General features: G+C 39.3%; 17 protein-coding genes. 15 read left to right on the top strand and 2 right to left on the bottom strand.

Annotated elements, in window-relative coordinates; all coding sequences use genetic code 11:
• Positions 1–19 precede the first annotated feature (19 nt).
• The 4 genes from CBM24_RS04310 to CBM24_RS04295 all read left to right on the top strand — a co-directional run bounded on the left by CBM24_RS04310 (position 20) and on the right by CBM24_RS04295 (position 9,923).
• On the top strand, positions 20–2,425 hold the full coding sequence (locus CBM24_RS04310) for an ABC transporter permease (RefSeq protein ID WP_088160318.1): 2,406 nt from the start codon (positions 20–22) through the stop codon (positions 2,423–2,425).
• Between the two features lie 37 nt (positions 2,426–2,462).
• Positions 2,463–4,847 (top strand): ABC transporter permease, encoded by a 2,385-nt coding sequence (locus CBM24_RS04305; protein ID WP_088160317.1) that lies wholly within the window; start codon positions 2,463–2,465, stop codon positions 4,845–4,847.
• Between the two features lie 246 nt (positions 4,848–5,093).
• Entirely contained in the window at positions 5,094–7,499 is a 2,406-nt protein-coding gene (locus tag CBM24_RS04300) for an ABC transporter permease (protein WP_088160316.1), read from the top strand.
• 27 nt (positions 7,500–7,526) lie between these two features.
• Entirely contained in the window at positions 7,527–9,923 is a 2,397-nt protein-coding gene (locus CBM24_RS04295; protein WP_088160315.1) for an ABC transporter permease, read from the top strand.
• A gap of 143 nt (positions 9,924–10,066) precedes the next feature.
• Here the strand turns inward: CBM24_RS04295 and CBM24_RS04290 are convergent, their stop codons facing one another.
• Positions 10,067–10,690, bottom strand: coding sequence for a hypothetical protein (locus CBM24_RS04290; protein ID WP_157625898.1), 624 nt, complete (start codon positions 10,688–10,690; stop codon positions 10,067–10,069).
• A gap of 196 nt (positions 10,691–10,886) precedes the next feature.
• On the opposite strand from CBM24_RS04290, the gene CBM24_RS04285 reads away from it, so the two are divergent.
• From CBM24_RS04285 to CBM24_RS04260, 6 genes are all read left to right on the top strand, one after another.
• Positions 10,887–11,111: a helix-turn-helix domain-containing protein gene (locus CBM24_RS04285; RefSeq protein ID WP_070566237.1), complete on the top strand. Its 225-nt coding sequence runs from the start codon at positions 10,887–10,889 to the stop codon at positions 11,109–11,111.
• 204 nt (positions 11,112–11,315) lie between these two features.
• The gene (locus CBM24_RS04280; protein WP_088160313.1) at positions 11,316–13,757 is read left to right on the top strand and encodes an ABC transporter permease; all 2,442 of its coding nucleotides are present in this window, start codon (positions 11,316–11,318) and stop codon (positions 13,755–13,757) included.
• 26 nt (positions 13,758–13,783) lie between these two features.
• Entirely contained in the window at positions 13,784–16,231 is a 2,448-nt protein-coding gene (locus CBM24_RS04275; RefSeq protein WP_088160312.1) for an ABC transporter permease, read from the top strand.
• A gap of 252 nt (positions 16,232–16,483) precedes the next feature.
• On the top strand, positions 16,484–18,877 hold the full coding sequence (locus CBM24_RS04270) for an ABC transporter permease (protein WP_075991149.1): 2,394 nt from the start codon (positions 16,484–16,486) through the stop codon (positions 18,875–18,877).
• A gap of 101 nt (positions 18,878–18,978) precedes the next feature.
• Complete coding sequence (locus CBM24_RS04265; RefSeq protein WP_046672265.1) at positions 18,979–19,638, top strand: ABC transporter ATP-binding protein; 660 nt, start codon at positions 18,979–18,981, stop codon at positions 19,636–19,638.
• Positions 19,639–19,735: 97 nt separating this feature from the next.
• Positions 19,736–20,587, top strand: a complete 852-nt coding sequence (locus tag CBM24_RS04260) for a transglutaminase-like domain-containing protein (RefSeq protein WP_312352434.1) — start codon at positions 19,736–19,738, stop codon at positions 20,585–20,587.
• Positions 20,588–20,595: 8 nt separating this feature from the next.
• Here the strand turns inward: CBM24_RS04260 and CBM24_RS04255 are convergent, their stop codons facing one another.
• A complete protein-coding gene (locus CBM24_RS04255) occupies positions 20,596–21,765 on the bottom strand; it encodes a hypothetical protein (protein ID WP_075991148.1) in 1,170 nt (389 codons plus the stop codon).
• 179 nt (positions 21,766–21,944) lie between these two features.
• Here CBM24_RS04255 and CBM24_RS04250 point away from each other — a divergent pair, with 179 nt between their 5' ends.
• From CBM24_RS04250 to CBM24_RS04230, 5 genes are all read left to right on the top strand, one after another.
• The gene (locus CBM24_RS04250; RefSeq protein ID WP_088160311.1) at positions 21,945–22,595 is read left to right on the top strand and encodes an epoxyqueuosine reductase QueH; all 651 of its coding nucleotides are present in this window, start codon (positions 21,945–21,947) and stop codon (positions 22,593–22,595) included.
• A gap of 102 nt (positions 22,596–22,697) precedes the next feature.
• Positions 22,698–23,234 carry a YceD family protein gene (locus tag CBM24_RS04245; protein WP_088160310.1) on the top strand — a complete coding sequence of 179 codons (537 nt, stop codon included), beginning with the start codon at positions 22,698–22,700 and terminating at the stop codon, positions 23,232–23,234.
• Between the two features lie 14 nt (positions 23,235–23,248).
• The gene (rpmF, locus tag CBM24_RS04240; protein WP_046672269.1) at positions 23,249–23,440 is read left to right on the top strand and encodes a 50S ribosomal protein L32; all 192 of its coding nucleotides are present in this window, start codon (positions 23,249–23,251) and stop codon (positions 23,438–23,440) included.
• Between the two features lie 106 nt (positions 23,441–23,546).
• A complete protein-coding gene (gene plsX, locus CBM24_RS04235; protein WP_075991146.1) occupies positions 23,547–24,485 on the top strand; it encodes a phosphate acyltransferase PlsX in 939 nt (312 codons plus the stop codon).
• 7 nt (positions 24,486–24,492) lie between these two features.
• On the top strand, positions 24,493–25,482 hold the full coding sequence (locus CBM24_RS04230; protein WP_046672271.1) for a beta-ketoacyl-ACP synthase III: 990 nt from the start codon (positions 24,493–24,495) through the stop codon (positions 25,480–25,482).
• Positions 25,483–25,556 lie beyond the last annotated feature (74 nt).

Raw genomic sequence — 25,556 nt, 5'->3', positions numbered from 1 at the left:
TAATAGAGGGGGCCTCAATATGATCAAGAATAATTTAAAAATAGCATGGAGAAATTTAACCCGCAATTTCTCCACTTCGTTTATCAACATCGTTGGGTTGGCCATGGGAATTGCAACCTGCCTGCTGATCAGCTTATATGTGACCGATGAATTTAGTTTTGATCGTTACAACGAGCATGCAGACCGTATTGTACGTGTTGTTTTCAGAGGAACAGTAAAGGGCGGAACGATCAATGAGGCACATGTGATGCCACCTGTAGCTTCGACTATGAAGTCAGAGCTGCCCGAAGTTGAAGAAACTGCACGACTAAGAATAGGTGGATCGCCTCTATTTGTCGTCAATAATAAAGTATTTCACGAAGAAAAAATGGCTTTCGTGGATGCTTCTTTCTTCAAAATTTTCACGCTCCCTTTTATTAAAGGGAATTTGTCTACAGCTATTTCTTCCCCAAATTCTGCAGTGATTTCAGAATCCACCGCCTTAAAATACTTCGGCACAAGCGATGTTGTCGGTCGAGACCTCATCATCAAAGACAGTCCAAATATCCTCAAAATCACTGGAGTAATCAAAGATGTCCCTCAAAACTCCCATTTTCATTTTGATGTATTTACCTCTTTGGATGCACTGGAAGATTCACGATCAGATTCGTGGATGACTTCCGAATATTATACTTATGCATTGCTTTCGAAGAATGCTTCACGTGAAAAGCTCGAAAAAAACTTAGCCACGCTATTCGACAAACATGTTGCCACACAATTTATGGCAGGTTTTGGCATGAGTTACCAAGAATACAAGAAAACGGGAAATAAGATCGCTCTTTACCTACAGCCGCTCACAGATATCCATCTACATTCGAATTTCAACTACGACCTCAGCGCTCCGGGGGATATACGTTACGTTTATATTTTTAGTGCTATTGCACTCTTTATGCTATTGATTGCCACAATTAATTTTATGAATTTATCTACAGCCAGTGGCTTTAGGCGGTGTAAAGAAGTAGGTGTACGAAAAGTATTGGGTGCCGACAAACAAAACCTGATGCGACAATTTATGCTGGAGGGCGTCCTCCTGACTTATATTTCCTTGGGAATAGCTTTGGGAATTGTTTTACTTGCCCTTCCTCTATTTAATCAGATTTCAGGAAAAGAGATTGAAATCCAAAAACTTGACGCTTTTAAAATTATCCCCTTCCTGCTGACTTTTGGTTTAGTCGTCGGTCTATTTTCCAGCAGCTATCCCGCGTTATATTTATCCTCATTTAATCCGCTCCGTGTATTAAAAGGAAAAATAAGTCGTTCGACTAAAGGCCTTAATTTGCGCAGTGGGCTTGTTGTATTTCAATTCATCATTTCCGTCGGACTTATCTTTGGAACCGTGGTGGTTGTTCAGCAGCTGGATTATATGCGTCATATTAAACTTGGATACAACAAGGATAATGTCCTTATTATACCGAGCTGGCCTTTGGGGAAAAACGAAAAGACATATTATAATTTATTGATGCAAGATAGCAGAATCAAGCATGTCTCTCATTCGTCCTATCTCCCTGCCGGAGAAAGTAACAACAACAATTTTTTCATCTATCCAGATGGCAATACTGACCAATGGGTCAAAACGATTCGTTACGATATAGATGAAGAATATATTCCGGTTATGGGGATGCAGCTTAAAGAAGGACGAAATTTCACAAAAACATTTGGTAATGACAGCCTTTCTGTCATCATCAATGAAACCGCGGCAAAAGATCTAGGTTGGAACGATCATAGCCTTGGCAAAATATTGACCAATAAAGACAACAAAAGCTATCGTGTTATTGGTGTCGTTAAGGATTTCCATTTTCGCTCTTTACATGAGCAGATCTCCCCGCTTGTGATGGTTCTTAGCGATCAAGCCGGGAGTTTGATTCTCAAAACCCAAACAGCCGATATGGAGAAGCTCATTCAAAAATTAGCCTCTCTCTATCGTTCCTTTCCAACAGACATTCCATTCAGCTATTCCTTTCTGGATGACCGATACGCACAGACCTACCAAGCAGAAGTAAAAACGGGTAAATTACTGAGCATCTTTGCGGGACTGACTATTTTTGTGGCCTGCCTTGGTTTATTCGGCTTGGCTATTTTCACCGCCAATCAACGCAGAAAAGAAATAGGGATCCGAAAAGTCGTTGGAGCTACAGTTCCCGACATCACGCGTATGCTTTCCTCGGAGTTCGTCAAACTCGTGCTAATAGCCATTATCATTTCTTCTCCCCTAGCTTGGTGGATGATGCACAAATGGTTAGAGAATTTTGCGTACCGTATTGAGATGCAATGGTGGATGTTTGTACTAGCAGGAGCACTAGCCGTTTTTATTGCTTTAATTACTGTAAGCTCACAAGCGATACGAGCGGCCCTAACAAAGCCTGTTGACAGTCTACGTGATGAATAAAAAACGTTTATAATTATCGATACAATAACCTCAAACAATGATTCAGCTATATTTTAAATCAGCTTTAAGACAATTATTTAAACATGGCTACTATACGATGCTGACGATTTGCGGGCTAGGGTTAGCCATGGCCTGTAGTTTGTTTATCTACATCTACAATAGTTTCCAATTGAGCTTTGATCAGTTTCACGTCGATAAAGATCGAACCTTTTTAGTCGTACAAGATTTAAAATTGGACAAGATAGAACACAGCAAAGGGGGCGCTTATGCCATGTATGACGCCATATCTCGTGAAATTCCTCAAGTAGAAAAAACAGCATTATATATCGATAATAAAAATCTTACGCTACGTATAGAGGATCAATTATATCAGACAGCAGGCAAAGCGTCATTTACTTCCTCCAGCTATTTCAACATATTAAATTTCCCTTGGATACAAGGCAAACCGGAGGAACTGGATCAACCCAATACGGTAGCCTTGACTAAAAGTATTTCAAAAATTTATTTTAAAGATGAAAACCCTATTGGAAAAATAATTTTAGTAGATGGCAAATTCCCCATAAAAGTCATCGGTATCATCGATGACAGCAAGAAAAATTCCGATTTTCGTTCGGATATCTATATATCGTTAAATTCACTGACAAATTTATGGCAGATTCCCAAAGATGATGGATTCTTTCTCAATTGGGGCTATACTAATTCAAGTAACAACATCATACTAAGACTAAAACATACATCCGATCAGGCTGCTGTGGAGAAAAGTATACAAAAGCTAATCACGAAATATTGGGACAAGGATGTACTTCAATACTTTCATTATAAGCTACTGCCACTACCCCATTTTCATTTTGACGCGGATTATGGCAAAGGGACCCAACGAACCTTATTGAACATCTTAGTTGTTATCGCCGTGGGCATTGGTGTTATGGCATTTATCAACTATAGTAATATCGTATTTGCCCAACAAATGAACCGGAGCGTAGAAATGGGGGTCAGAAAAATACTAGGGAGTTCCAAGCAGCAACTGTATTACCAGTTTCTGATCGAAACCTTGCTGTTGACAGCGTGCTCAGTCTTATTTGCGTTAGTACTATTGGGTCTTTCCATCTCCTGGGCCAATCAATACCTATTTGAAGATGAGCCCGTGCAAATTATCAACCTGTATTCATTTTTGGGTACAATTGGAATACTTTGGGCCGCTACCGCACTAGTCACCTCTGTTTACCCGCTGATCTTTGTAAATCGAATGAAAATCCAGCAAGCCTTAAAAAAGTTGACCATAGGCCCATGGAGCTTAACCAGAAAATCTTTTATTGTCGTACAGAATGTAATCGCCATGATTCTTCTGATTGCCACGTTCGTTATTGTCTTACAGGTAAACCATCTCAAGCAGACCGATATTGGCTTTAATCGTGAACAAGTGGTTCTCTTTCCCATGACGAATAACATGCTGAAATCAAAAGAGAAAATTGTACATTTCCTTCGTGATCGAACGGAAGTGCAATCATTTACTTTCTGCGACAATCCGCCATCACACGAAAAAGTATGGGGTGGAACTTTTCAATTTGATAACAGATCAGAATGGGAAAAATGGCCTGCTAAGTATGCAATCGGCGATTCAACCTATATCAGGACCTTTCATATCAAATTATTGGCCGGACGGAATTTTGATGACAATCCACAAAATCCAGAGTTTTTAGTCAATCGGCAGATGGCTACTACATTGGGATTTAAAAACCCCAATGATATCCTTGGTCGAAATTTGAATGCTGGCGGGCTCAATGAAGAGCACATCGGAAAAATTGTAGGTGTGGTTGCAGATTTTAGCACCAATTCGCTCAACGAGCCTATATCCCCTACCGTAATTGGCTACAATGAAAGCCGATTAAAGAACCTGGCCGTTAAGTTTAAGGGACATAAGCAAGATATATTATTGAAAACGCTAGCGCTACAATGGAAAAACTGGTATCCTGATGAAGTTTTCCAATATAAGTTTTACGATCAGCAAATTGCTAACCTTTATAAAAAAGAAGCGTTGGTTGAAAAACTTATCTGGATTGCGGCTATTGTATCGCTATGTATCAGCTCACTTGGTTTTTTAGGTTTGCTGTCCATCAATATCCTCAAACGCACAAAAGAAATTGGCATACGAAAAGTACTTGGCGCTTCCGTTTCAGGTATTGTCATTTTGCTATCTCAGGACTTTTTCAAGTGGATGGCTATTGCCTTCACCATTGCCACTCCTGTAGCATATTATCTCATGGAGCAGTGGTTAACTAATTTCCCATTCCGAATAGAAATTAGCTGGTGGATCTTTTTCCTTGCTTTCTGCACTGGATTAATCTTGACGTTATTGGTCATTGCACTGCAATCCGTCAAGGCTGCAATAGCAAATCCGGTCCATAGTTTACGGAACGAATGATTGACTGCTTCGGCATGGAAGAGGATCTCCAGCTACAGGCATCCGCCGAGCTGGAGATTGAATGCTGTACAATATTGAACGGCAAACTGTCCGATATCGAACAGCATTCAGCAGCACATCAGCAATAAAAAACTAACTATCAACAACATACACACTTGGCCAAACATTTGTATTTTTAGTTTTCTATGTCGAGGCCCCATTATACAAACAGCTTCATGAACGGAATAAATTCTTATTACAAAGACAATGAACTTTACAAACTTTAAGATTGCTTGGCGAAATATTCGAAAGAAAAAAGTGCAGAACCTGATCAATCTAATTGGATTGACCTGCGGTATTACTTTTCTACTACTTGTAGGCGCCTATGTATGGGATGTACACCAAGTGAATAGCAATATCAAAAATATTGATCGGCAATTTTTGTTGCAAAGCAAGTATAAGAAAGAAGGATTTGGTATTAACTTAACCACGTTAGGGGCGCTCCCCAAAGCCTTATATGAGGAGTATCCTAATCTCGTCTCTAATTATTATCGGATTGATGGATTGACAGGTATCGTAGCAAACGGAGCAACAATCCATGAAGAAGGGATGTCTCTCGGAGATCCTAGTCTATTGACGATGTTCGGATTCCATATTCTAGCGGGTAACGCCAATACTGCCCTGAATAATCCTTTCTCAGTTGTCATCAGTGACAAAGCAGCCATAAAATATTTCGGCCATGCGGATGTACTTGGAAAATCGCTACAAATAAAAAATTTCAAGGGTGAAAAACACGATTTTGAAATTACAGCAATCATCAAATCCGATGTCCAAAATGCCATTATGGATCTCACAAAGAATATGCATGCAGACATATTTTTACCGATCATCAACGAGCAATTCTTTGGCCGATCTATAGACAATTGGAATAATCCATATATTGCCGGCTATATTGAATTGAAGCCAGGTGTCAGCTCGGAACAAGTAGATGCTGCCATAGAGACGCTGGTAGGCAAAAATACAGATAAGGAATTTTCCAGCCAATATAGCCCTAGTTTAAAACCATTGAAAACCTATTATTTGGACGACAACCAGGGGGCTGTTCGCAAAATGATACAGACATTGATCTTGACGGCTATTTTTATCTTGACCATGGCCATTATAAATTTTATTAATTTTAGTATCGCTCAGCATATTACGCGATTAAAGGAAATGGGTGTTCGCAAGATGATGGGATCGTCTCGGGTGCAGCTTATTAGACAACTGATGACCGAATATATCCTGATCGTGGCCATAGCAACATTAATCAGTCTGCCAATCTATATCGTGACAAGCCCAATCTTCGAACATATCTTGATGCGCAAGCTCCCTACGTTAATAGAATTGCCGATTTATTTTTTTGGTCTACTGGGTATAATGACATTATTAATTGGTTTACTGGCGGGTCTATATCCAGCAATCAAGCTTTCCAATATAGCGGTACTTCCGGCAGTCAAAAATCAGTTTTCGACCTTGGGCGGCAAACAGCTGGTACGAAAAATTCTTTTGTTTTTTCAATTTGGGGTAGCCTTGCTGCTGCTGGCCTGCACACTAATTATTTCCAAACAGGTGGACCTATTTCTCCATAGCAATCTAGGTTACAACAAGGACTACTTATTAACCGTTCAAGTACCTAGAGATTGGTCCGAAAATGGTGTTCGCAAAATGGAGACTTTACAACATGAACTCAGCCAGCAACCAGAAGTAAAATCTGTAAGCTTATCTTATGAAACACCTGGATTACTGGGATTCAATATGCAATCTGCATTTGGTACGGTTGAAAACAAAGAAATCCAGGTACAACGGATTACAAGTGATAGTCACTTTTTGGGAACCTATGAGATACCGCTAATTGCGGGAACTTTTCTTCCTAAAAACTATGCTACTCATGCGGATAATAGACCAGTCGTCATCAACAGAAAGGCTATGGATGATTTTGGCTTTAAAAATGCCGAGCAGGCGATTGGTCAGCAAATAGCAGTCAATGATCCTAGTTACAAAATGACTATTGTGGGCGTTGCTGAAAATTTTGTAGCCAACACACTTCATCAGGCATCCCCGCCTATTATCTGGATAGATGTACATGAGAGCCTTCAATACCGATACCTCAGTATTCGCTTACAAAAAGGCTCTCTTTCCAATGCAGTACAACAACTGGAAAAAAAGTGGAAAACGTTGCTACCTGATGCACCGTTCGAGTATAAGTTTATGGATGAACGTATCAAAAGTTTATATGAAACTGAGTTGCAGCTGCATCGCGCTTCCCAGATTGCTACGGTTGTTTCGCTACTGATCGTGGCATTGGGACTTACCGGATTAATATCGCTTTCCATCCATCTGCGCAATAAAGAAGTTGGCATTCGTAAAGTACTTGGGGCTTCATTAGCACATTTGATGTTACTCTTTTCAAAAGAGTACTACGGAATCTTCCTATTTGCTGCATTTACGACAGTTCCACTGAGCTATCTAATGATGCAATACTGGCTACAAAATTACATTATCCGAGTAGAAATCAATGCATTTACCTACTTGTTACCATTGGGGACGTTGATTGGTTTGCTGAGTTTATTGGTTGGTATTATTGTATTTCGATCAACTCGGTTTAATCCAGTTGAAAAATTAAGAGATGAATAATCTAAGAAACCAATCCACATAAACAGTATGATAAAGAATCACCTTAAAACCGCTTGGCGAACATTGATGCACAATCGGATCTATTCGCTATCAAATCTCATCGGCTTAACCATCGCGTTACTGGTATTTATGTTAATTAGTTCACTTGTCATTGATGAGCTTTCCTACGACAGACAATGGGGCAACTCCAATGAGCTTTACCGAATGAGGGTGGTACCCAAAGAAACACAGGAAGGTGTCAAAACCAATATTTCAGGAGCTCCTGAAGGTCTCTCAAAGGTCTTGAAAACTAATTTTCCTGAAATTTTAGGTTATACCACGATCAACAGTAGTTCACAGAAATTAACAATCAACGGGCTGTCAAAACAACTAGCTGAAATCAGTACCTTAGAAATTGACAGTGGTTTTTTCAATCTTTTTGATACAAAAATAATTGCAGGCAATCCAAAACAAATTATTGCAGGTGCAAAAAACATTACATTGACAGCCTCTGCTGTACAAAAATACTTCAGCGGAAAAGATGTACTCGGCAGCACATTCTACAATAAACCGCAAGAAGGGGAACCAGAGGCTTATTATGTCAATGCTATTATTGAGGATATTCCTCACAATTCATCCTTTCAGGCAGAAGCGCTCGTGCTGATGCCTAAGATAATTGAATTTAATCCGGCAGAGGCCGGCTCATTGCAAACACAAATTCTATTGCTCAAAAGCACAACTGATATTAACCACTTTTCTACCAAAATAAACAAATGGTACAAAGGACAAAAACTGAATGACTGGGCGAAAAGTTTTAATCTTTTTATTGAACCCATCAAAGATATACACCTACAAAGTATTACAGGATGGGAGAATCCCATGCAAGATATTTACCTACTGGTGGGAATAGCGACACTTATTCTTATATTGGTCAGTATTAATTACATTAACCTAAGCTTTGCGCATGCCTTAAAACGCACACAACAGATAGGTATCCGTAAGGTATTGGGAGCAAGCCGAAAAAATCTAATCTTACAAATGGGCATAGAAAGTACAATACTCTTTGCCAGCTCTTTTCTGATCGCATTGTTCGGTTATATTCTTGTCAGTCCTGCATTTGAAAACTATTTAGAGCATCCATTGACAATGAGCTACCAGCATTCTTTATTCATGTTTGCTGGACTACTAACCACCTGGATAATTCTAGGCTGGCTGTGCAGTTTACCGACTGCGTTGTCTCTATCGAAAACACAGCCAACGCTTGAACTTCGGAAGCAACTTTCTTTCTTCAGACTTCCCTTAAATATGGCATTTACCAAAATACTGGTTGTCTTCCAATTTGCTATCTCCATCGTCGTAGCGATCTGCATGATGTCAATGCGGGCACAACTGCATTATTTGTATAGCAAAGATCTTGGCTACGAACCCAAAAATCTTTTAGCCATCAACTATACCTCTTGGGAAGGAAAGGATCAGGCTTTCAAACAGGAGCTATTAAAAAATTCATACATCGCATCGGTTAGCCTCACAAGCTGGACTCCCTTTAGCGGGAGTGCAGATTTTAAAATAGTAAAAGACCCTCACGACCCGAACAAAGAACTGCCTATTGTATTTGTTTATGCAGATTATGATTACATCAAAACAATGGGTATAAAACTCATTGACGGACGTCCTTTGAGTGCGGACTATGCACTGGACAGATCATTTACGGATTCGGTACACAATGGGCAACCAGTATTTACAAACATGCTCGTTTCCGAAAGAACAGCCCAACGGCTCCCTTTTAAACTCAATAAAAGTTTAGAGCTCCTAAAAAATACACCAGTGGGTATATTTAAAGAATTTAACGGAGCAAGTTTAAAGTTTCCGATCGGTCCCTTTGCAATTAAGGCAGAAACTGAATGGGAAGGTGGCTGTATGCTCATTCGAGTAGAGGAAGGCAAGAAAAAGGAAGCTTTAGCACTGGTAAACAAGACATGGAACAAATTTTTTCCAAACCGGATAGCGCAGATCAACTGGCAGGAAGATCAAGTACAGAATCAATATAACAAAGAAAAAAAACAATACCAGCAATTAGCACTTTTTACCGGTTCCAGTATGCTGATTGCCATCTTAGGGATCGTAGCTATTGCTATTTATACGCTAGAACGAAGAGTAAAAGAAATTGGTATCCGTAAAGTACTTGGGGCTTCCGTAAATACGATCACATATATGATTTCCAAATCCTTTATCTTACTCCTCCTAATAGCGATTCTAATAGCTTTCCCTATAGCATGGTGGTTTATGCATAAATGGCTAGAAAATTTCTTCTATCATATAGATGTACCGATCGTTCTATTTATTTTCACAGGGTTGTGTATTGGTTTGACAACTTTAGCGATTATCGCCACCCGCATATTCCAGACAGCCCGTATTAACCCTGTCAATAGTTTACGGGATGAATAAGAAAAAATAAGCCGTAGGTTATCTAAGCTAAAAAGTGTATTTATTATTAACCTATTGGGAATGGAAGTTTATAATTGGTGTACCTACGGCTTAGGATCTTTGAAGCAATTTTTAGCTGTTCGTGTTGGACAGCTAAAAATTGCTTATTTCTTTTCTGTCGAATCCGTGGGAGCAGCTAAAATATAACAGAATCCGTATTTAGATACTTTCCGAATAATTTTGCGTTCATCAGACCGATTAAGGAAATTATCTAGCACCTTAATCAGGTTTTTAGGATGTATATACCTTTCTAGTTTAGCACAGCATAAGTTGTGTATTTCATCAGGTCTCTTTTCCACATTAAAATATCCGATATCAATATTCTCATCCAAGAGAGTACTTATCTTTTTTACTTCTTCTATTGTCGAAATTTCATACGGGTCGAGATCATGTCGAATATCGATTAGCTTAAATTCGATTACTTTTTGATCTTGCTCTACATCAACTTTATACAGTTCATAAATAACGCGGTCACCCAATTTAGTTACATGCAATTCATATGTATACTTCTGTGACGACAAATCAATTCCGTAAGGCATCAATTCATTCATACTCTTTATTTCTAGTACAAGCTGCATGACAACCAAATCATGAACAAAAGTTCTTTTCCTTTTGAATGTCTCAACTTTATTTATAAAATCGAATGACTTTCCCATTAAAAAAGAAACTTCTTCGGGTGACAGGTGCCGCGAAATACGTTGTAGCAGCATACGATAATATATTTGCATGTCTAACTCTCCGCATCTCCTCCTATATACTTTTGTTTTTTGAAATTTCGCTGTTTTCATCATTGACATATTTAAATGATATAGATTTTCAATACAAAAGAATAGAAAATATTCTACAAATAAAAACATTTGTATAAATAAAAATAACATTTTGTATATTTATCTATACAAAACAAGAGCATACTAAATCATAACTATGACAAAGCTAGGTGAATTTTTAGAGAAGAAATCCGTTAATAAATCGCGAATTGCGCGCAAAACAGGTTTAAGTAAGGCAAGAATTAATGAGTTAACGATGACCGAAACGGCTAAATTGCGTTTGGATGAAATGTACCTGATCGCATTGGCTATTGATACAGATCCAGCTAAAATGATGTTCGAACTATGTGATCATCTCCAGCTGAAAGAGATTGAAGAGTAAGTAATTCTCTATTTACCGTCAGCGCCTAGAACGTCTGTGCGATACTGAACGCCCAACTGTTCGATATCGTACAGACGAGCTTTTCAAATTTAAAACAACAAACTAGTTATCAACACATTAACAAAGTGGCAATGCAATTGATTTCAGCTTAAAAGTCTGTTTTGATTATAACTACCAGTCATTCAGACCTTAAAAATTTCTGCTATGATAGGAAATAATCTCAAAATAGCTTGGCGGAACATGGCGAAAAACAAGCTATATTCATTCATCAAGATTGGTGGCTTTGCCTTTAGTATTGCGATCTGTATTCTTATTGTTTTATATCTAAAACATGAGACGAGCTATAATAAGTTTTATCCGGCTATGGATAGAATTTACCGCTTGGTTGTTCAGTTACCCATAGAGAATAAAACCGAGCGCTGGGTTTCACTTTCTGCACCGGTAGCGCCAACCCTAAAAGCAGAAATACCCTCCATTGAGCAAACGGGGCGCATCCTACCTAATCCGTTATTCGGTGCGGGCAGCAACCAATTGTCATTAAATAACAGCCCGGATAGCCATTACGATGACGGATTTGTCTATGTCGACCAGTCCATTCTCGACATGTTTCCTATGCCAATGGTTTCGGGCCAGCTGTCCCATGCACTCGATAAGCCCAACACATTGGTTATTACCAGAAGCAAGGCCGAAAAATACTTTAAAAATGATCCAATTGGACAAACGATTTATCTCAACAACAATAAATCGAAGGCCTATACCATCACTGGGGTCATTGAAGATGTGCCCAACAATTCGACCCTTGCCGGTTATAGTTTTTTTATGTCGCTCGCTGGAGAACCTTTTTATCAAGGCGAACAGACTGCTTGGCTCAATAACAATTATACTGTTTATGTCAAATTAAAACCCAACGTAAATGTTGCACTGGCAGAAAAAGAAATTTCAAAGAATTACTTAGAGATACATTATCTCCCTGAATATCTAAAATCAGGACGGAAACTTAATCCGCTTTTCAAGCAGGCAAAAATAACTTTACAGAATGCACTCGACATGCATTTAAAATCTGTGGATATAAGCGACGATAAAGTTAGTACATTGAACAGAGGCGATATTCGCATGGTTTGGACCTTCGCAACAATAGCTTTATTTATTTTGTTCATTGCCTGTATTAACTTCATCAACTTATCGACAGCAAATGCAGCAACGAGAGCAAAAGAAATTGGTATCCGTAAGACTATTGGCTCCTCCAGGAAGCTGCTTGTTGGACAATTCCTTGTTGAAGCAATTTGTTATAGTGTATTGTCACTGATTATTGGGCTCTTTCTAAGCTGGCTACTACTACCCGTATTCAACCAGCTAGCCAACAAATCCTTGACCATTCCTTGGATAGCAGCGTACTTCTTTCCTTCTCTTTTGGTGGCCATATTGGTGATCGGTGGTCTTGCCGGAATCTACCCAGCATTGTACCTATCCAAATTTAAACCAATTACCGCACTGAAAAACAATGTCATTGGCGCTAAATCTTCGCTGTTTAGGAATAGTTTGGTTGTCTTTCAATTCGCGACCTCAATTATCCTTATCGTTGGAGCATTGGTAACCAATAAACAGATAAACTACATATTGGACAAAGATCTGGGATTTGACAAGGAACAAGTCGTTGTGCTTCGCGGTATTGGAACATTATCGAAACAGCTTCCAAGTTTAAAAAATGAACTAAAGAGCCTCCCCAATGTTGCCTCAGTTTCCATGGGTGATTTTCTTCCAGTACCCATCGATGGAGCCAAACGAAATGGTAATCCGTTCTGGGTCGATGGCAGAAAAGATCTTGATATGGCTACACAGGGCCAATTTTGGGAAATCGATCAGGATTACCTGAGCACATTCGGTCTTCATTTAAATAAAGGACGAAATTTTGATCCCACCAGAGCCACCGATAGCAGTTCGGCTATTATCAATCAGAAATTGGCCGACGAACTTCACTTAAAGAATCCCATTGGTGCAAAAATCACCAATGGCAATACATGGACCGTCATTGGCGTAGTAGATGATTTTATTTTTGAGTCGCTAAAGGATAAGGGGTATGCAGGACTTTGTATGACATTACAAGGCAATCCTTCCCTCCTCTCTATTAAGGTAAAACCGCAACATCTCAAAGAGACGCTCGCTGATATCACAGGAGTATGGGACAAATTTGCCCCAAATCAACAAATTAACTACAGCTTCTTGGACGAAGGTTTTGAGGCTCTTTATCAAGACGTGGAACGGACCAAGAATATATTCACTTGTTTCGCTCTTGTTGCCATTTTTGTTGCTGCGCTCGGGCTTTTCGGTCTCGCAACTTATGTGACACAGCAACGGACCAAAGAAATTGGCGTACGTAAGGTCCTTGGAGCCAATGCGATTAGATTACTCCGATTATTGTCTGGAGATTTTATAAAATTGGTGTTTGTAGCCTTGGTCATTGCTACACCAGTTGCGTGGTGGGCAATGAACCAATGGCTTACAGATTTTAACTATCGGATCGAAATAAATTGGCTCTACTTCATTCTTGCAGGAATGAGTGCCATTTTAATTGCTTTAGGCACAATCAGCTATCAGACTTGGAAAGCCATTCGCGCCAATCCTGTGGATAGCCTGCGCGATGAATAAATACAAAACCGTAAAAGACTTTTATTATGATAGTAAATAATTTAAAGATCGCTTGGCGAAATATGGTCAACAACAAACTGTACTCGATCATCAAGATCGGCGGATTCGCTTTTAGCATTGCGATTTGCATTCTTATTATGCTGTACATCCGACATGAAACCAGTTATGATAAAATGTATCCCAACATGAACCGTGTTTTCCGTCTTATCGTTTCAGCACCCGATGGTGATAAAGTGAGGCAAACCTTTGCCTTTCCTGCCCCAGCAGCTAAAACCTTGCAAGAGGAAATCCCAAGTGTTGAATTAGCCGGTCGCGTTTTACCCAATACCTTATTTGGTGCCGGAAGCAATCTGTTTACTGTAAATGGCCGTGCGGAGAACTACCTTGATAAAGGTTTTGTATATGTTGATCAGTCCATTTTGGAAATATTTCCGCTTCCGGTCGTACAAGGACAGTTATCACATGCGCTGGACAAACCCAATGCGATAGTCATTACCAAAAGTAGGGCTCAGAAATATTTCAAAGGAAATGCCGTAGGACAAACGATCTATCTGAACAATAATAAAAATGTCTTATACAACATAACGGCTGTGATCGATGATGTCCCGAGCAATTCCAGTCTCTATGGCTATGATTATTTTATTTCCCTTGCAGGCGAACCTTTTTACCCGGGTGAGCAAAACAATTGGGGCGCGACGAATTACATTACCTATGTAAAACTGAAGGAGAATGCAGATATTGCCAATGCACAGCGCAGCATTTCAAAAAACTATATTCAGGACCATTATATTTTGCTCAACAAAAAAAATGGAATGAAAATATCGCCCGAAATGATGCAATCAACCGTATTGCTTCAAAACGCCCTTGATATGCACCTGCACTCGAAGAATATTTCGGAATATGGAATGGCAACACAATGTCAAGGCGACATTAAGATGGTCTGGGTATTTGCGGGAATTGCATTTTTTATATTATTGATTGCCTGTATTAACTTCATCAACTTATCAACGGCGAATGCAGCAACGCGAGCCAAAGAAATCGGAATTCGAAAAACCATTGGATCAAATCGACGGACACTGATTTTCCAATTTATGACCGAAGCGATATGTTACAGTCTTATTTCACTCCTTATAGGGTTATTATTAGCCTTCCTGTTATTACCTGTATTTAACAATCTAGCCAACAAAGCGCTGTTTATACCGTGGACAGTGTGGTACTTTGTGCCTTCGCTGATCTTGAGCATGTTGTTCATCGGCATTCTGGCCGGTTTATACCCAGCGCTCTATTTATCAGGTTTTCAACCTATCAACGCATTAAAAAGCAAATCGGTCACCAATCCTAAATCTTCGTTGTTACGCAATGGACTGGTTATTTTCCAGTTTGCAACATCTATTATATTGATGATCAGTGCACTTATTGCGAATCAGCAAATCAGTTTTATGCTCAATAAAGACATTGGCTTCGATAAGGATCAGGTAATCGTACTCCGCGGTATAACGGGTATTGCCTCCCAGGCAAAAGAATTAAAAAATGAATTGAAAGCCATTCCAACAGTAAGTGATGTCTCCATCGGCGACTACTTACCGGTCCAATTGGATGGTGCAAAAAGAAATGGGAATCTTTTTTGGGCCAAAGGAAAAGAAGATCTTGAATTGGGAGAAGGCGGGCAATTCTGGAATATCGACGAAAGCTACCTCACTACATTTGGACTAAAACTTATAGCCGGCCGAAACTTTGATCCACATATCGCATCGGATAGTTCTGGTGCTATTGTTAACAAAAGAATGCTTGCTGATCTAGGCATCAAAGGAAATCCAATTGGCGTACAAATTACCAATGGCATGACCTGGACCATTATCGGCGTCGTCGACGATTTTATCTTTGAATCGATGAAAGATGAGGGCTACTATCCCGTTTGTATGACTCTCGCCAACAGCCCCTCCATGCTTTCCATCAAGACTAAATCTACAGAAATGTCCAAAACATTGGCCGACATTAATACCGTTTGGAACAAGTTTTCACCAAATCAAAAAATCGATTACAATTTTCTCGATGCCGGCTTCGCAGATCTATATCAAGATGTCCAACGGACAAAAAATATCTTCAGTTGCTTTGCTTTTGTAGCCATTTTTGTTGCCGCTCTGGGACTTTTCGGACTGGCAACCTACGTGACCCAGCAACGAACCAAGGAAATCGGTGTCCGCAAGGTTCTCGGCGCAAGTTCCATCCGATTACTCAAATTACTCTCCGGAGATTTTATAAAATTGGTGTTTGTAGCTTTGATCATTGCTACACCTGTTGCGTGGTGGGCAATGAATCAATGGTTGAGAGATTTCAACTATCGAATAGAAATCAATTGGTTCTACTTTATTCTAGCGGGTCTTAGTGCAATCCTGGTTGCATTTGGAACCATTAGTTATCAAACCTGGAAAGTCGTCCGTGCCAATCCAGTCGAAAGTTTAAGGGATGAATAAAGTCAGAAAATCTTAAAATTTGGTGTTTGTTGCCTTGGTAATTGCCTTTCTTGTTGCGTTGTGGGCAATGAACCAAGGGCTTAGGAGATGGATGTTCGATTCTGGACGTAAACTGTTCGAAATCGGACATCCGAAAACAAAAAAAACAACATAAAACACTTATAACAAAACAATTACAACAATGGCAAGGGGATTGTAATTTTAATTGAGTGAATTGGTTCGCATTAGTTTAAACATAATATCCTCCAAAAAATGGCAAAAAATGATTTCAAACTAGCTTGGCGCAAACTTTTAAAAAATAAAGGTTTTACTTTCTTAAATATTGTTGGTCTGACCCTGGGTTTTACGGGTTTTATCCTTTCCTATCAATATATTAATCGCGAAACGAGTTACGATAAATGGAACCCACATTTTAAGGATATCTACCAAATTGGCCTTGAATCGGAAGGTGCATTTACGGACGAAACTTCACCTTCACTGGCTCCATTGCTAAAACAGAGTTTACCTGATATTGTATATGCAGGAAGAAAAATAGTCTATAACTACGGTAGTTACCCCCTTTTTGGTGAAAAAACAGTCCTTATCAAAAACGCGGCATTAATTGATTCTTCTGCTGCGCAAATTTTTCAGGTAAAAAATGCGACTGGACCGCTCTATAAAAACAAAGACCAAAAGGAAGCGACCTTGGTCAAAAGTCCTATTGCCGAACAACTGTTTAAAAAAGAAGATCTAAATTTTGACAGTCCCCATTCGGTTCCAACTCAAAGCCTTGCTCTAGGTATGCAGGAGACGATTTATGGTACGATCAAAAAACAGAGTCTGTCCATCATTGATTACGATCTCCTTTTTATCCGCGAACCGCAGGATCTCTTCGCCGATAATAATCCTTTTTTGTATCAAACTTATATTCAGGTTCGTCCCGGTACGGATATCCCAAAGTTGACTAATCGCATCAATGCGCTTTACCAGAAAGAAATTGCACCAAAAGATAAAATACGTTCTTCTAGTTATGCCAAGGGAAAAATCTATTTGGATCCATTAGCCAATCTTCATCTAAGGCCAAAAACAGGTACTGACACAGCTTATATCATTACGTGGATTATTGGTATTCTCTCCGTTTTGATCCTCTTACTTGCCGCTGCCAATTTTGCCAATTTGATTATGGCACAGGCGGATCAACGCATTAAGGAACTCGCGCTTAAAAAAATATTAGGCAGCTCACGCTGGGCTATCGTCAGACAATTGGTACTGGAAGTATTTATCCTGACTTTCAGTGCTGCAATCTTAAGTTTCGTCACTTTGGCTCTCACAGGAAATATTCTACAAAAATGGTTCAACGATGATCTTAAGGGGTATATTTTGAGCTCGGAGACAATCGCCCAACTTGCTATTGCCGTACTATTGACAACAATTCTATCGGCAATATACCCAGCTATCGTACTCTCTGGCTTCAAATCCGTTAATCTCCTTAAAGGCGGACTAACATCAGTACTCAAAAAAGGAACTTTCCGCAATGCCTTATTAACCTTTCAAATCAGCATGGCGATTTTGTTTATCTCGGGTATGTTAATCATCCGGGGCCAACTTCAGTACATGCAGCAGGCAGATAAAGGGTTTGAGCCAGCGCAGGTTATCAATTTCAAGGGAGTAGGTATGTATTACAATAAAAACAACTACGAACAATTAAAGAGGCGATTAGAAAATGATCCGAGTATTGCATCTACCGCATCGGCGACCAATATTCCGGGAGAAGGTGAGCAGCCTCCCAAAATGGATTTTTCCTATGCCCAAAAAAACATTTCATTTGCACATGTCGGCATTGATCCTGGATACTTCAAGACGTTAAACATCTCCAGTACACAGGGGAATACCAATATTTCATTGGACCAATTGCTTCGCGATTCCTTAGCCCATTATGCTATTATAAACGAATCTGCAGCCAAAAATTTAGGACTTTCAAACCCTATGGGTGCAAAAATTAAGGGCTGTGATGTAGACTTTGAAATTGTCGGTTTAGTCAAAGACAGTAAAGCTTATGGCTTTGAGAATGTAGTTCAACCGACCATCTATTCATTTAAAAATGAATGTGGCACTATGCGTTTTCAGACGACACTTATGGTCAAAACAAAACAAGGCATGGTCGATCAGGCAATTCAAACAGTCAAAGCAGAGTGGGCGAAAAACCCAACCGCAAAAGACCTCCCCCTTGATTATTCCTTTATGGATGAGCAATATGCTTTACAGCACAAAAAACAGCAAGAATTGCAGACGGCTTTTAATAGTTTCACTAGCCTCTCCGTGATCATCGCGGCCTTAGGGCTGTTCAGTATGGCGGCATATCAGGCGGCATTACGAAAAAAGGAAATGAGCATCAGAAAAGTACTGGGAGCATCGGTACAATTGCTCTTTGTTCAATTGAACAAACCATTTTTCAAACTCTTTTTGATCGGTATTGGCATAGCCCTTCCACTAGCCTATATGCTCATGAATAAATGGCTTTCTAATTTCGCCTATCACATTCAGCTTTCCTGGTGGTCGTTTTTGATTCCAATATTTTGCATATTTATCCTCATATTGGTTTCCATCAGTTTCCAATCTCTCAAAGTCGCAAAAACCAATCCAATAGATAGTCTGCGCGATGAATAAAAGATAATATGAGCAGTGATGGCCTTAACCCAGAGTCGAACAATAATTATGGTTACCGGTAAAAATATAAATACGAATATCTAAGATCTCAATACTAAAAAATGATACAATTAAAAAATTTATTCAAGTGGTATAATGTAGGTGGTACACGCTCATTCGTCCTTAAAGATGTAAGTCTCGATATCGCTGAAGGTGATTTTATCTCCATCATGGGACCTTCAGGGTCCGGAAAATCGACTTTATTAAATATTATCGGTATGCTCGACGAGCCTGATGAAGGTGAATATATCTTTATGGGCGAGAATGTGTTGGAAATGAAAGCGAAAAAAAGAACGCAACTATACCAATCCCACATCGGCTATGTATTTCAAGCTTACCATCTCCTGGATGAATTGACTGTATATGAAAATATTGAAACACCTTTGATCTATAAGGACATTTCGAGCAAAGAAAGAAAAGCTATTGTTGCCGATATGCTCGATCGCTTTGGTATTGTTGGTAAGAAGGATCTCTTCCCAGCCCAACTATCCGGTGGCCAACAACAGATTGTAGGTATAGCGCGTGCATTAGCGGGATCGCCCAAGTTATTGTTAGCCGATGAGCCTACGGGTAATTTAAATTCCAAACAAGGCGAAGAAATCATGGATCTATTCAAACAGCTCAACGATGATGGTGTTACGATCATACAAGTAACCCATTCTGAAAAGAATGCCGAATACGGTAAAAGAGTTGTCAATATGCTGGATGGTCAGCTCAAATAATTGTATGCCAATTTAACCTGGATAATCCCTACGCAGTACATCAATTACGGTAGGGATTTTTTTAGCTCATATTTCGAATCAATTCTTTAACTTCGTTATGATGAATGAGAGAGAGTTGAAATCGCTAATATCCCTGTTGGACGACACCGACCAACAGATTATTCAGGAAGTGGAACACCAGTTAAAAAGCCAAGGTCCTGAGATTGTACCCTATTTGGAAAAATTTTGGGAATCAAGCTTCGATCCCAGAATACAGGGACGTTTAGAGAATATCATTCATGAAATTCAATTTGATCAGACCAAAAACGAGTTACAGATCTGGAACCTGAGTAACTCATTCAATCTACTGGAAGGATTAATTATCCTCAATAATTATCAATATCCTTCTTATGAAGACCACAAGATTATTTTGGCGATAGAAGATCTCAAAACTGAGGTATGGCGCGGTTTGCATTACGACATGAGCCCACTGGAAAAAGTGAACCTAATGAATCATGTTCTTTTTGGCTCTTTCGGCCTAACAGGAAATACAAAGGACTATCATCACCCACAGAATTCCTATATTGGTCAAGTACTCGATACCAAACAGGGGAATCCCTTAACCCTATCCTGCATTTATAGTATCATTGCACAAAAATTGGACATTCCAATCTACGGTATCAATTTACCAAAGCATTTTGTATTGGCGTATATGGATTCGGATGAAGAAGGGAATGAAAATGTGCTGTTTTACATCAATGCCTTTAATCGTGGTCAGGTTATGCAAAAAAGCGATGTAAATTCATTTTTGAAGCAACTGAACCTCAATCCAGATAGAGAATTTACCTATCCTTGCGACAATGTGACTATCATTAAACGAGCTTTGCGAAACCTAATGTCTGCCTACGAGGAACATGAAAGTTCAAACAAGCAACAGGAAATCAAAGAGCTTTTCCAGTTGCTTGCTTAAACTGCATGTTAGAAAACATTAGCTTCACGAGCATCTAAAAAGATATAATTAGGCGTCATGGAGCCATAGGTTTTCGCCGCAATATCGGGTTTTACATTGCCTTCACTTAAGCCAACCAATGGAAAACGCGAAATTGTACGATTCGTTAGATCAGAAACATAAAAGAATTTTCCTTGGTCCGTACGGTCATCAATCGCTACACCCCAAGGTTTTACTAAGCCTGTATTAGCCCCACCGACAACATAATCCGGTTCCACGTTCATTTTATCCGTGGTGCCGCTAAATAAGGTATTTGGATCTTTGAAAAATAGTACTTCACTACCGGAAGTTACCGCCAACAAGTTCTTTTTGGGAGCGTAGGATACCGAGCCTAATCCCGTTTTACCATTGATATATACTTTCATCATTGGCGTAAATCTAGTGGAAGCTACAATGGTATCGCGAGCACGGTCGATGAGTTCTTGTTTGAGTTGTGAATATACCGCAAAACCACTTTTATTTTCTGTTCCTTCATTATTAAAACCAACCAGCACCAATTTCTCATTACTATCACTCGTGATGCTGTTCAATAAGGTCAGTGAACTCGGAACAATGGTCCCCAGGTTAATCTGTTTGTCAATGATCGGTGCTCCGCCTTTTGATCCTACTTTTCCACTTGGTGTACTTATAGCATATAACATGGAGTTACCTGCTCCGCGATTTGTAACAGCCAAAAGAAATGGTGTTGTAACAGATCCAGAAGTACCATTTTGTTGGGCATAAGTATAATAAGCCAAACCCCTTACATTTGTAAAACCAGTATATCCAATAGCACCTGCATTACCAGGAATTCCATAGATCTCATTGGCAAATGGAATCACTTGAAGAAAAGTATCTTGTGCTGTAACACTTGCCTGAAAGATAGCCCGGGCTGCTGCATCAAAAAGAATTGGGCCACCACCTTTTGCCGGAGAAAGATATTGATAGATATTATCCAAGTTGGTTGTATCAGCCGGATCGATAATCATCATGTTTTTAAGCGCGGAATTGTTCTGGTCGTAATCCGAGAAAGAAACATACAATCTGGAGATCAAAGTAGCACCCGTTCTTACAGGTTCATCATCCAGTTTCTTGCATGATGTAAAACCTATTACACTAACAAAGAATAGGATAATACAGGATCGAAACGAAAATTTCATATATTTTTTATTAAAAATAGTGTATTGCGTTAAACATACAAATCTACTAATATATGCAGCATATAAACGAATTTATATGATTCTTTTAAGGGCAAACTCGTATAAGTAAAACGGAAATATTTGTCAATTCGCTACTTTTTGATTAAAATTGTCCTTGTTTTTTGTTAGCACATACGATTATGGAAAATAAAGAATTTGTAAGGGAGAGGTTGGCATTACCGGGAGAGGGCAAAAAATTACTTTTACACTCCTGCTGTGCTCCTTGTTCTGGAGAAGTGATGGAAGCACTCATTGCTTCGGATATCGATTTTACAATCTATTTTTACAATCCCAATATTCATCCCCGCAAAGAATATGATTTACGCAAAGACGAGAACATCCGATTTGCGGAAAAACATAATATCCCTTTTTTTGATGCGGATTACGATGTTGATCATTGGTTCGATTTGGCCAAAGGGATGGAGCAAGAGCCTGAAAGAGGCATTCGCTGCACCATGTGTTTTGATATGCGTTTTGAAAAAACGGCTGAGTATGCAGCTGCGAATGGCTTTGATGTGATTTCAAGTTCGCTGGGTATCTCCCGTTGGAAAAACATGGAGCAAATCAATGACTGTGGTTTACGTGCGGCCTCCCGCCATGAAGGGATGGAGTATTGGACATTCAACTGGCGCAAGAAAGGTGGTTCTGCCCGTATGCTTGAAGTCTCCAAAAAGGAGAAGTTCTATATGCAGGAATATTGCGGCTGTGCTTATTCGCTACGTGACACTAACAAATGGCGTATGGCAAATGGGCGCGAAAAGATAGAGTTAGGCAAAAATTATTATGAATAAGCCCTGTTACTGGTGTATATAAAGCTTTGCTTCGGAATATTTAAAAAAATATTTCTATCCTAATGATTTTATACATACCTTTGCAGGCTCAAATGCAAGATTGTGAAACATCTAAAACAATACAGAATTCCCTTTTCGGGGCTCAACGCTGGAAAGCACAATTTTGAGTTTGACATTAATAAAAAGTTCTTTGACTGCTACGAACATTCGATTGTAAAAGATGGCAATCTGAAAGCAGAAGTTGAATTGCAAAAACAAGAAAATCTATTGATTTTGCATTTTGATATCCAAGGCGAAATTCAATTGACTTGTGATACCTGCTTAAAAGAGTTTATGTCACCGATTTCAATTCAAGAACGAATATTAGTCAAATTCACGGATGAAGATTGGACAGATAATACCGAAGAGGTGTTGATCTTATCCAAAAGCGACCATGAGTTGGATATAGCTGAGTTATTATACGAATACATTAATTTAGCTGTTCCCTATATCGTAAAATGTGAAGAGCAGGGACAAGGTATACAATGTGATCCTGACATGCTCGCGTTATTTACAAGCGAGCCTGATTCAGAAGAACAAAAAGAAGAAGAAATTATCGACCCACGTTGGGAAGCATTGAGAAATATTAAAAATAACTAAAACAAAAATACGAGATGGCACATCCAAAACGTAAAACTTCTAAATCAAGAAGAGACAAAAGAAGAACACATTATAAAGCTGAAGCTCCAAGCTTGACAGTATGTAAAGAAACTGGCGCAGTTCATTTACCTCACCGTGCGTATACTGTAGACGGAAACTTGTACTACAACGGTAAATTGATCATTGAAAATACAGCTGTTGTCTAAGGTAAACCTTTCATAACACCAAAACATCCCAGACAAGCACTATTTTAGAAATTTGCTTTACTTTGGGATGTTTTTTGCGTATTATTGATTTACTAAATAATAACGGATGAAGATTGGTTTAGATATTTTAGGAGGAGATTATGCTCCTAAAGCAACGATAACAGGTGCTATTGAAGCACAAAAACAGCTTACTGGAGACCAAAAAATAGTCCTTTTTGGTAACACTGAAGAGACTAAACAATTAATCAATCAAGCCGGAGGAAATTCATCTGACTTTGAATATGTAGAGGCTCCAGAAGTCATTGCAATGGGTGAACATCCTACCAAAGCAATAACTCAAAAACCCAACTCAAGTATTGCGAAGGGATTTGAATATTTAAAAAACAAAGAAATTGACTCATTCGCTTCTGCTGGTAATACCGGCGCCATGCTTGTGGGCTCAATGTTCAGCGTTAAAGCTATCCCAGGCGTATTACGTCCTGCAATAGCATCCATTGTTCCCAAATTAAAATCAGGCTTCGGAATCTTATTGGACGTCGGCGCTAATGCGGACTGTAAACCAGAGATGTTGAACCAATTTGCAATCTTGGGAAGTGTCTTTGCCGAACATGTGTTTAATGTATCCAATCCTAAAGTTGGATTATTGAATATCGGAGAAGAAGAAGAAAAAGGAAACATCCTAACAACCTCTACCTACCCCCTACTTAAAGCCAACGACAAGATTAACTTTATCGGAAATGCAGAAGGCCGTGACCTGTTCAGTGACCATGCCGACGTTTACGTCTGTGATGGATTTACAGGCAACGTCGTCTTGAAACTCGCAGAATCATTTTATGTAGTGACGTTGAAAAAAGGTTTTAAAGATGATTTCTTCGACCGATTCAACTACGAGCAGTACGGCGGAAGCCCCATCTTGGGAGTTAATGCTCCTGTCATTATTGGCCATGGTATTTCGACACCTGAGGCCATTAAAAATATGGTTTTATTTTCAAGAGATATGATCGAGTCTAAGTTCATTGACAGCATCAGATCTATTTTCAATTAGAATATTTATGTCAAAGATTCACGCCGCAATCACGGCTGTAAATGGTTACGTTCCGGATTATATCCTTACTAACAAAGAATTGGAAACAATGGTCGACACCAACGACGAATGGATTGTTTCCAGAACGGGAATCAAAGAGCGTCGCATCTTAAAAGGTGAAGGGCTTGCTACTTCAGATCTTGCTGTACCTGCAGTTCAAGGTTTATTGAAAAAAAGAGGTATAGCTGCTACAGATATTGACCTTATTATCTTTTGCACAAGCACACCAGATATGCTGTTCCCTGCGACTGCAAATATTCTGGCCGATAAAATCGGAGCTACAAATGCATGGGGATTTGATCTTCAGGCTGCTTGTTCAGGTTTCTTGTTCGGTCTGAATACAGGAACACAATTTATCACTGCTGGTACACATAAAAAAGTCCTTGTTATCGGTGCAGATAAAATGTCTTCAGTAATAAATTATCAAGACCGTAATACCTGTATCCTATTTGGTGATGGCTGTGGTTGTGTATTGTTGGAGCCAAATGAAGAAGGAATGGGTATACAGGATGCTATTTTAAAAACCGATGGTTCTGGAGGACAGTTTTTGAATATCAAAGGTGGAGGTTCACTGAATCCGGCGTCGCATGCAACTGTAGATGCAGGATTACATTATGCTTACCAAGAAGGTCGTACGGTGTTTAAATTTGCAGTAACCAATATGGCTGATGTAGCACATGAAGTTATGGTCAAAAATAACTTAAAGTCAGAAGATATTGCTTGGTTGGTACCTCATCAGGCCAACAAACGTATTATTGATGCAACTGCAGAACGTGTGGGTCTTCCGGAAGAAAAAGTGATGGTGAACATTCAAAAATATGGAAATACCACCAGTGGTACTATTCCTTTATGCCTATGGGAATGGGAATCTCAATTGAAAAAAGGAGATAATCTTATCCTTGCAGCTTTCGGCGGTGGTTTCACTTGGGGATCCATCTATTTAAAATGGGCGTATTAATTGTCCATTTTATGGTATAATTTATTACTTTTGACAGTTAGAATTTTTTAGAAACAAACAAAACCTAGAATACT

The organism is Sphingobacterium sp. G1-14, assembly GCF_002196555.1.
GTDB lineage: Bacteria > Bacteroidota > Bacteroidia > Sphingobacteriales > Sphingobacteriaceae > Sphingobacterium > Sphingobacterium siyangense.
The sequence above is the reverse complement of the archived record's forward strand: the minus strand, read 5'-3'. Positions and strand labels throughout refer to the sequence as shown.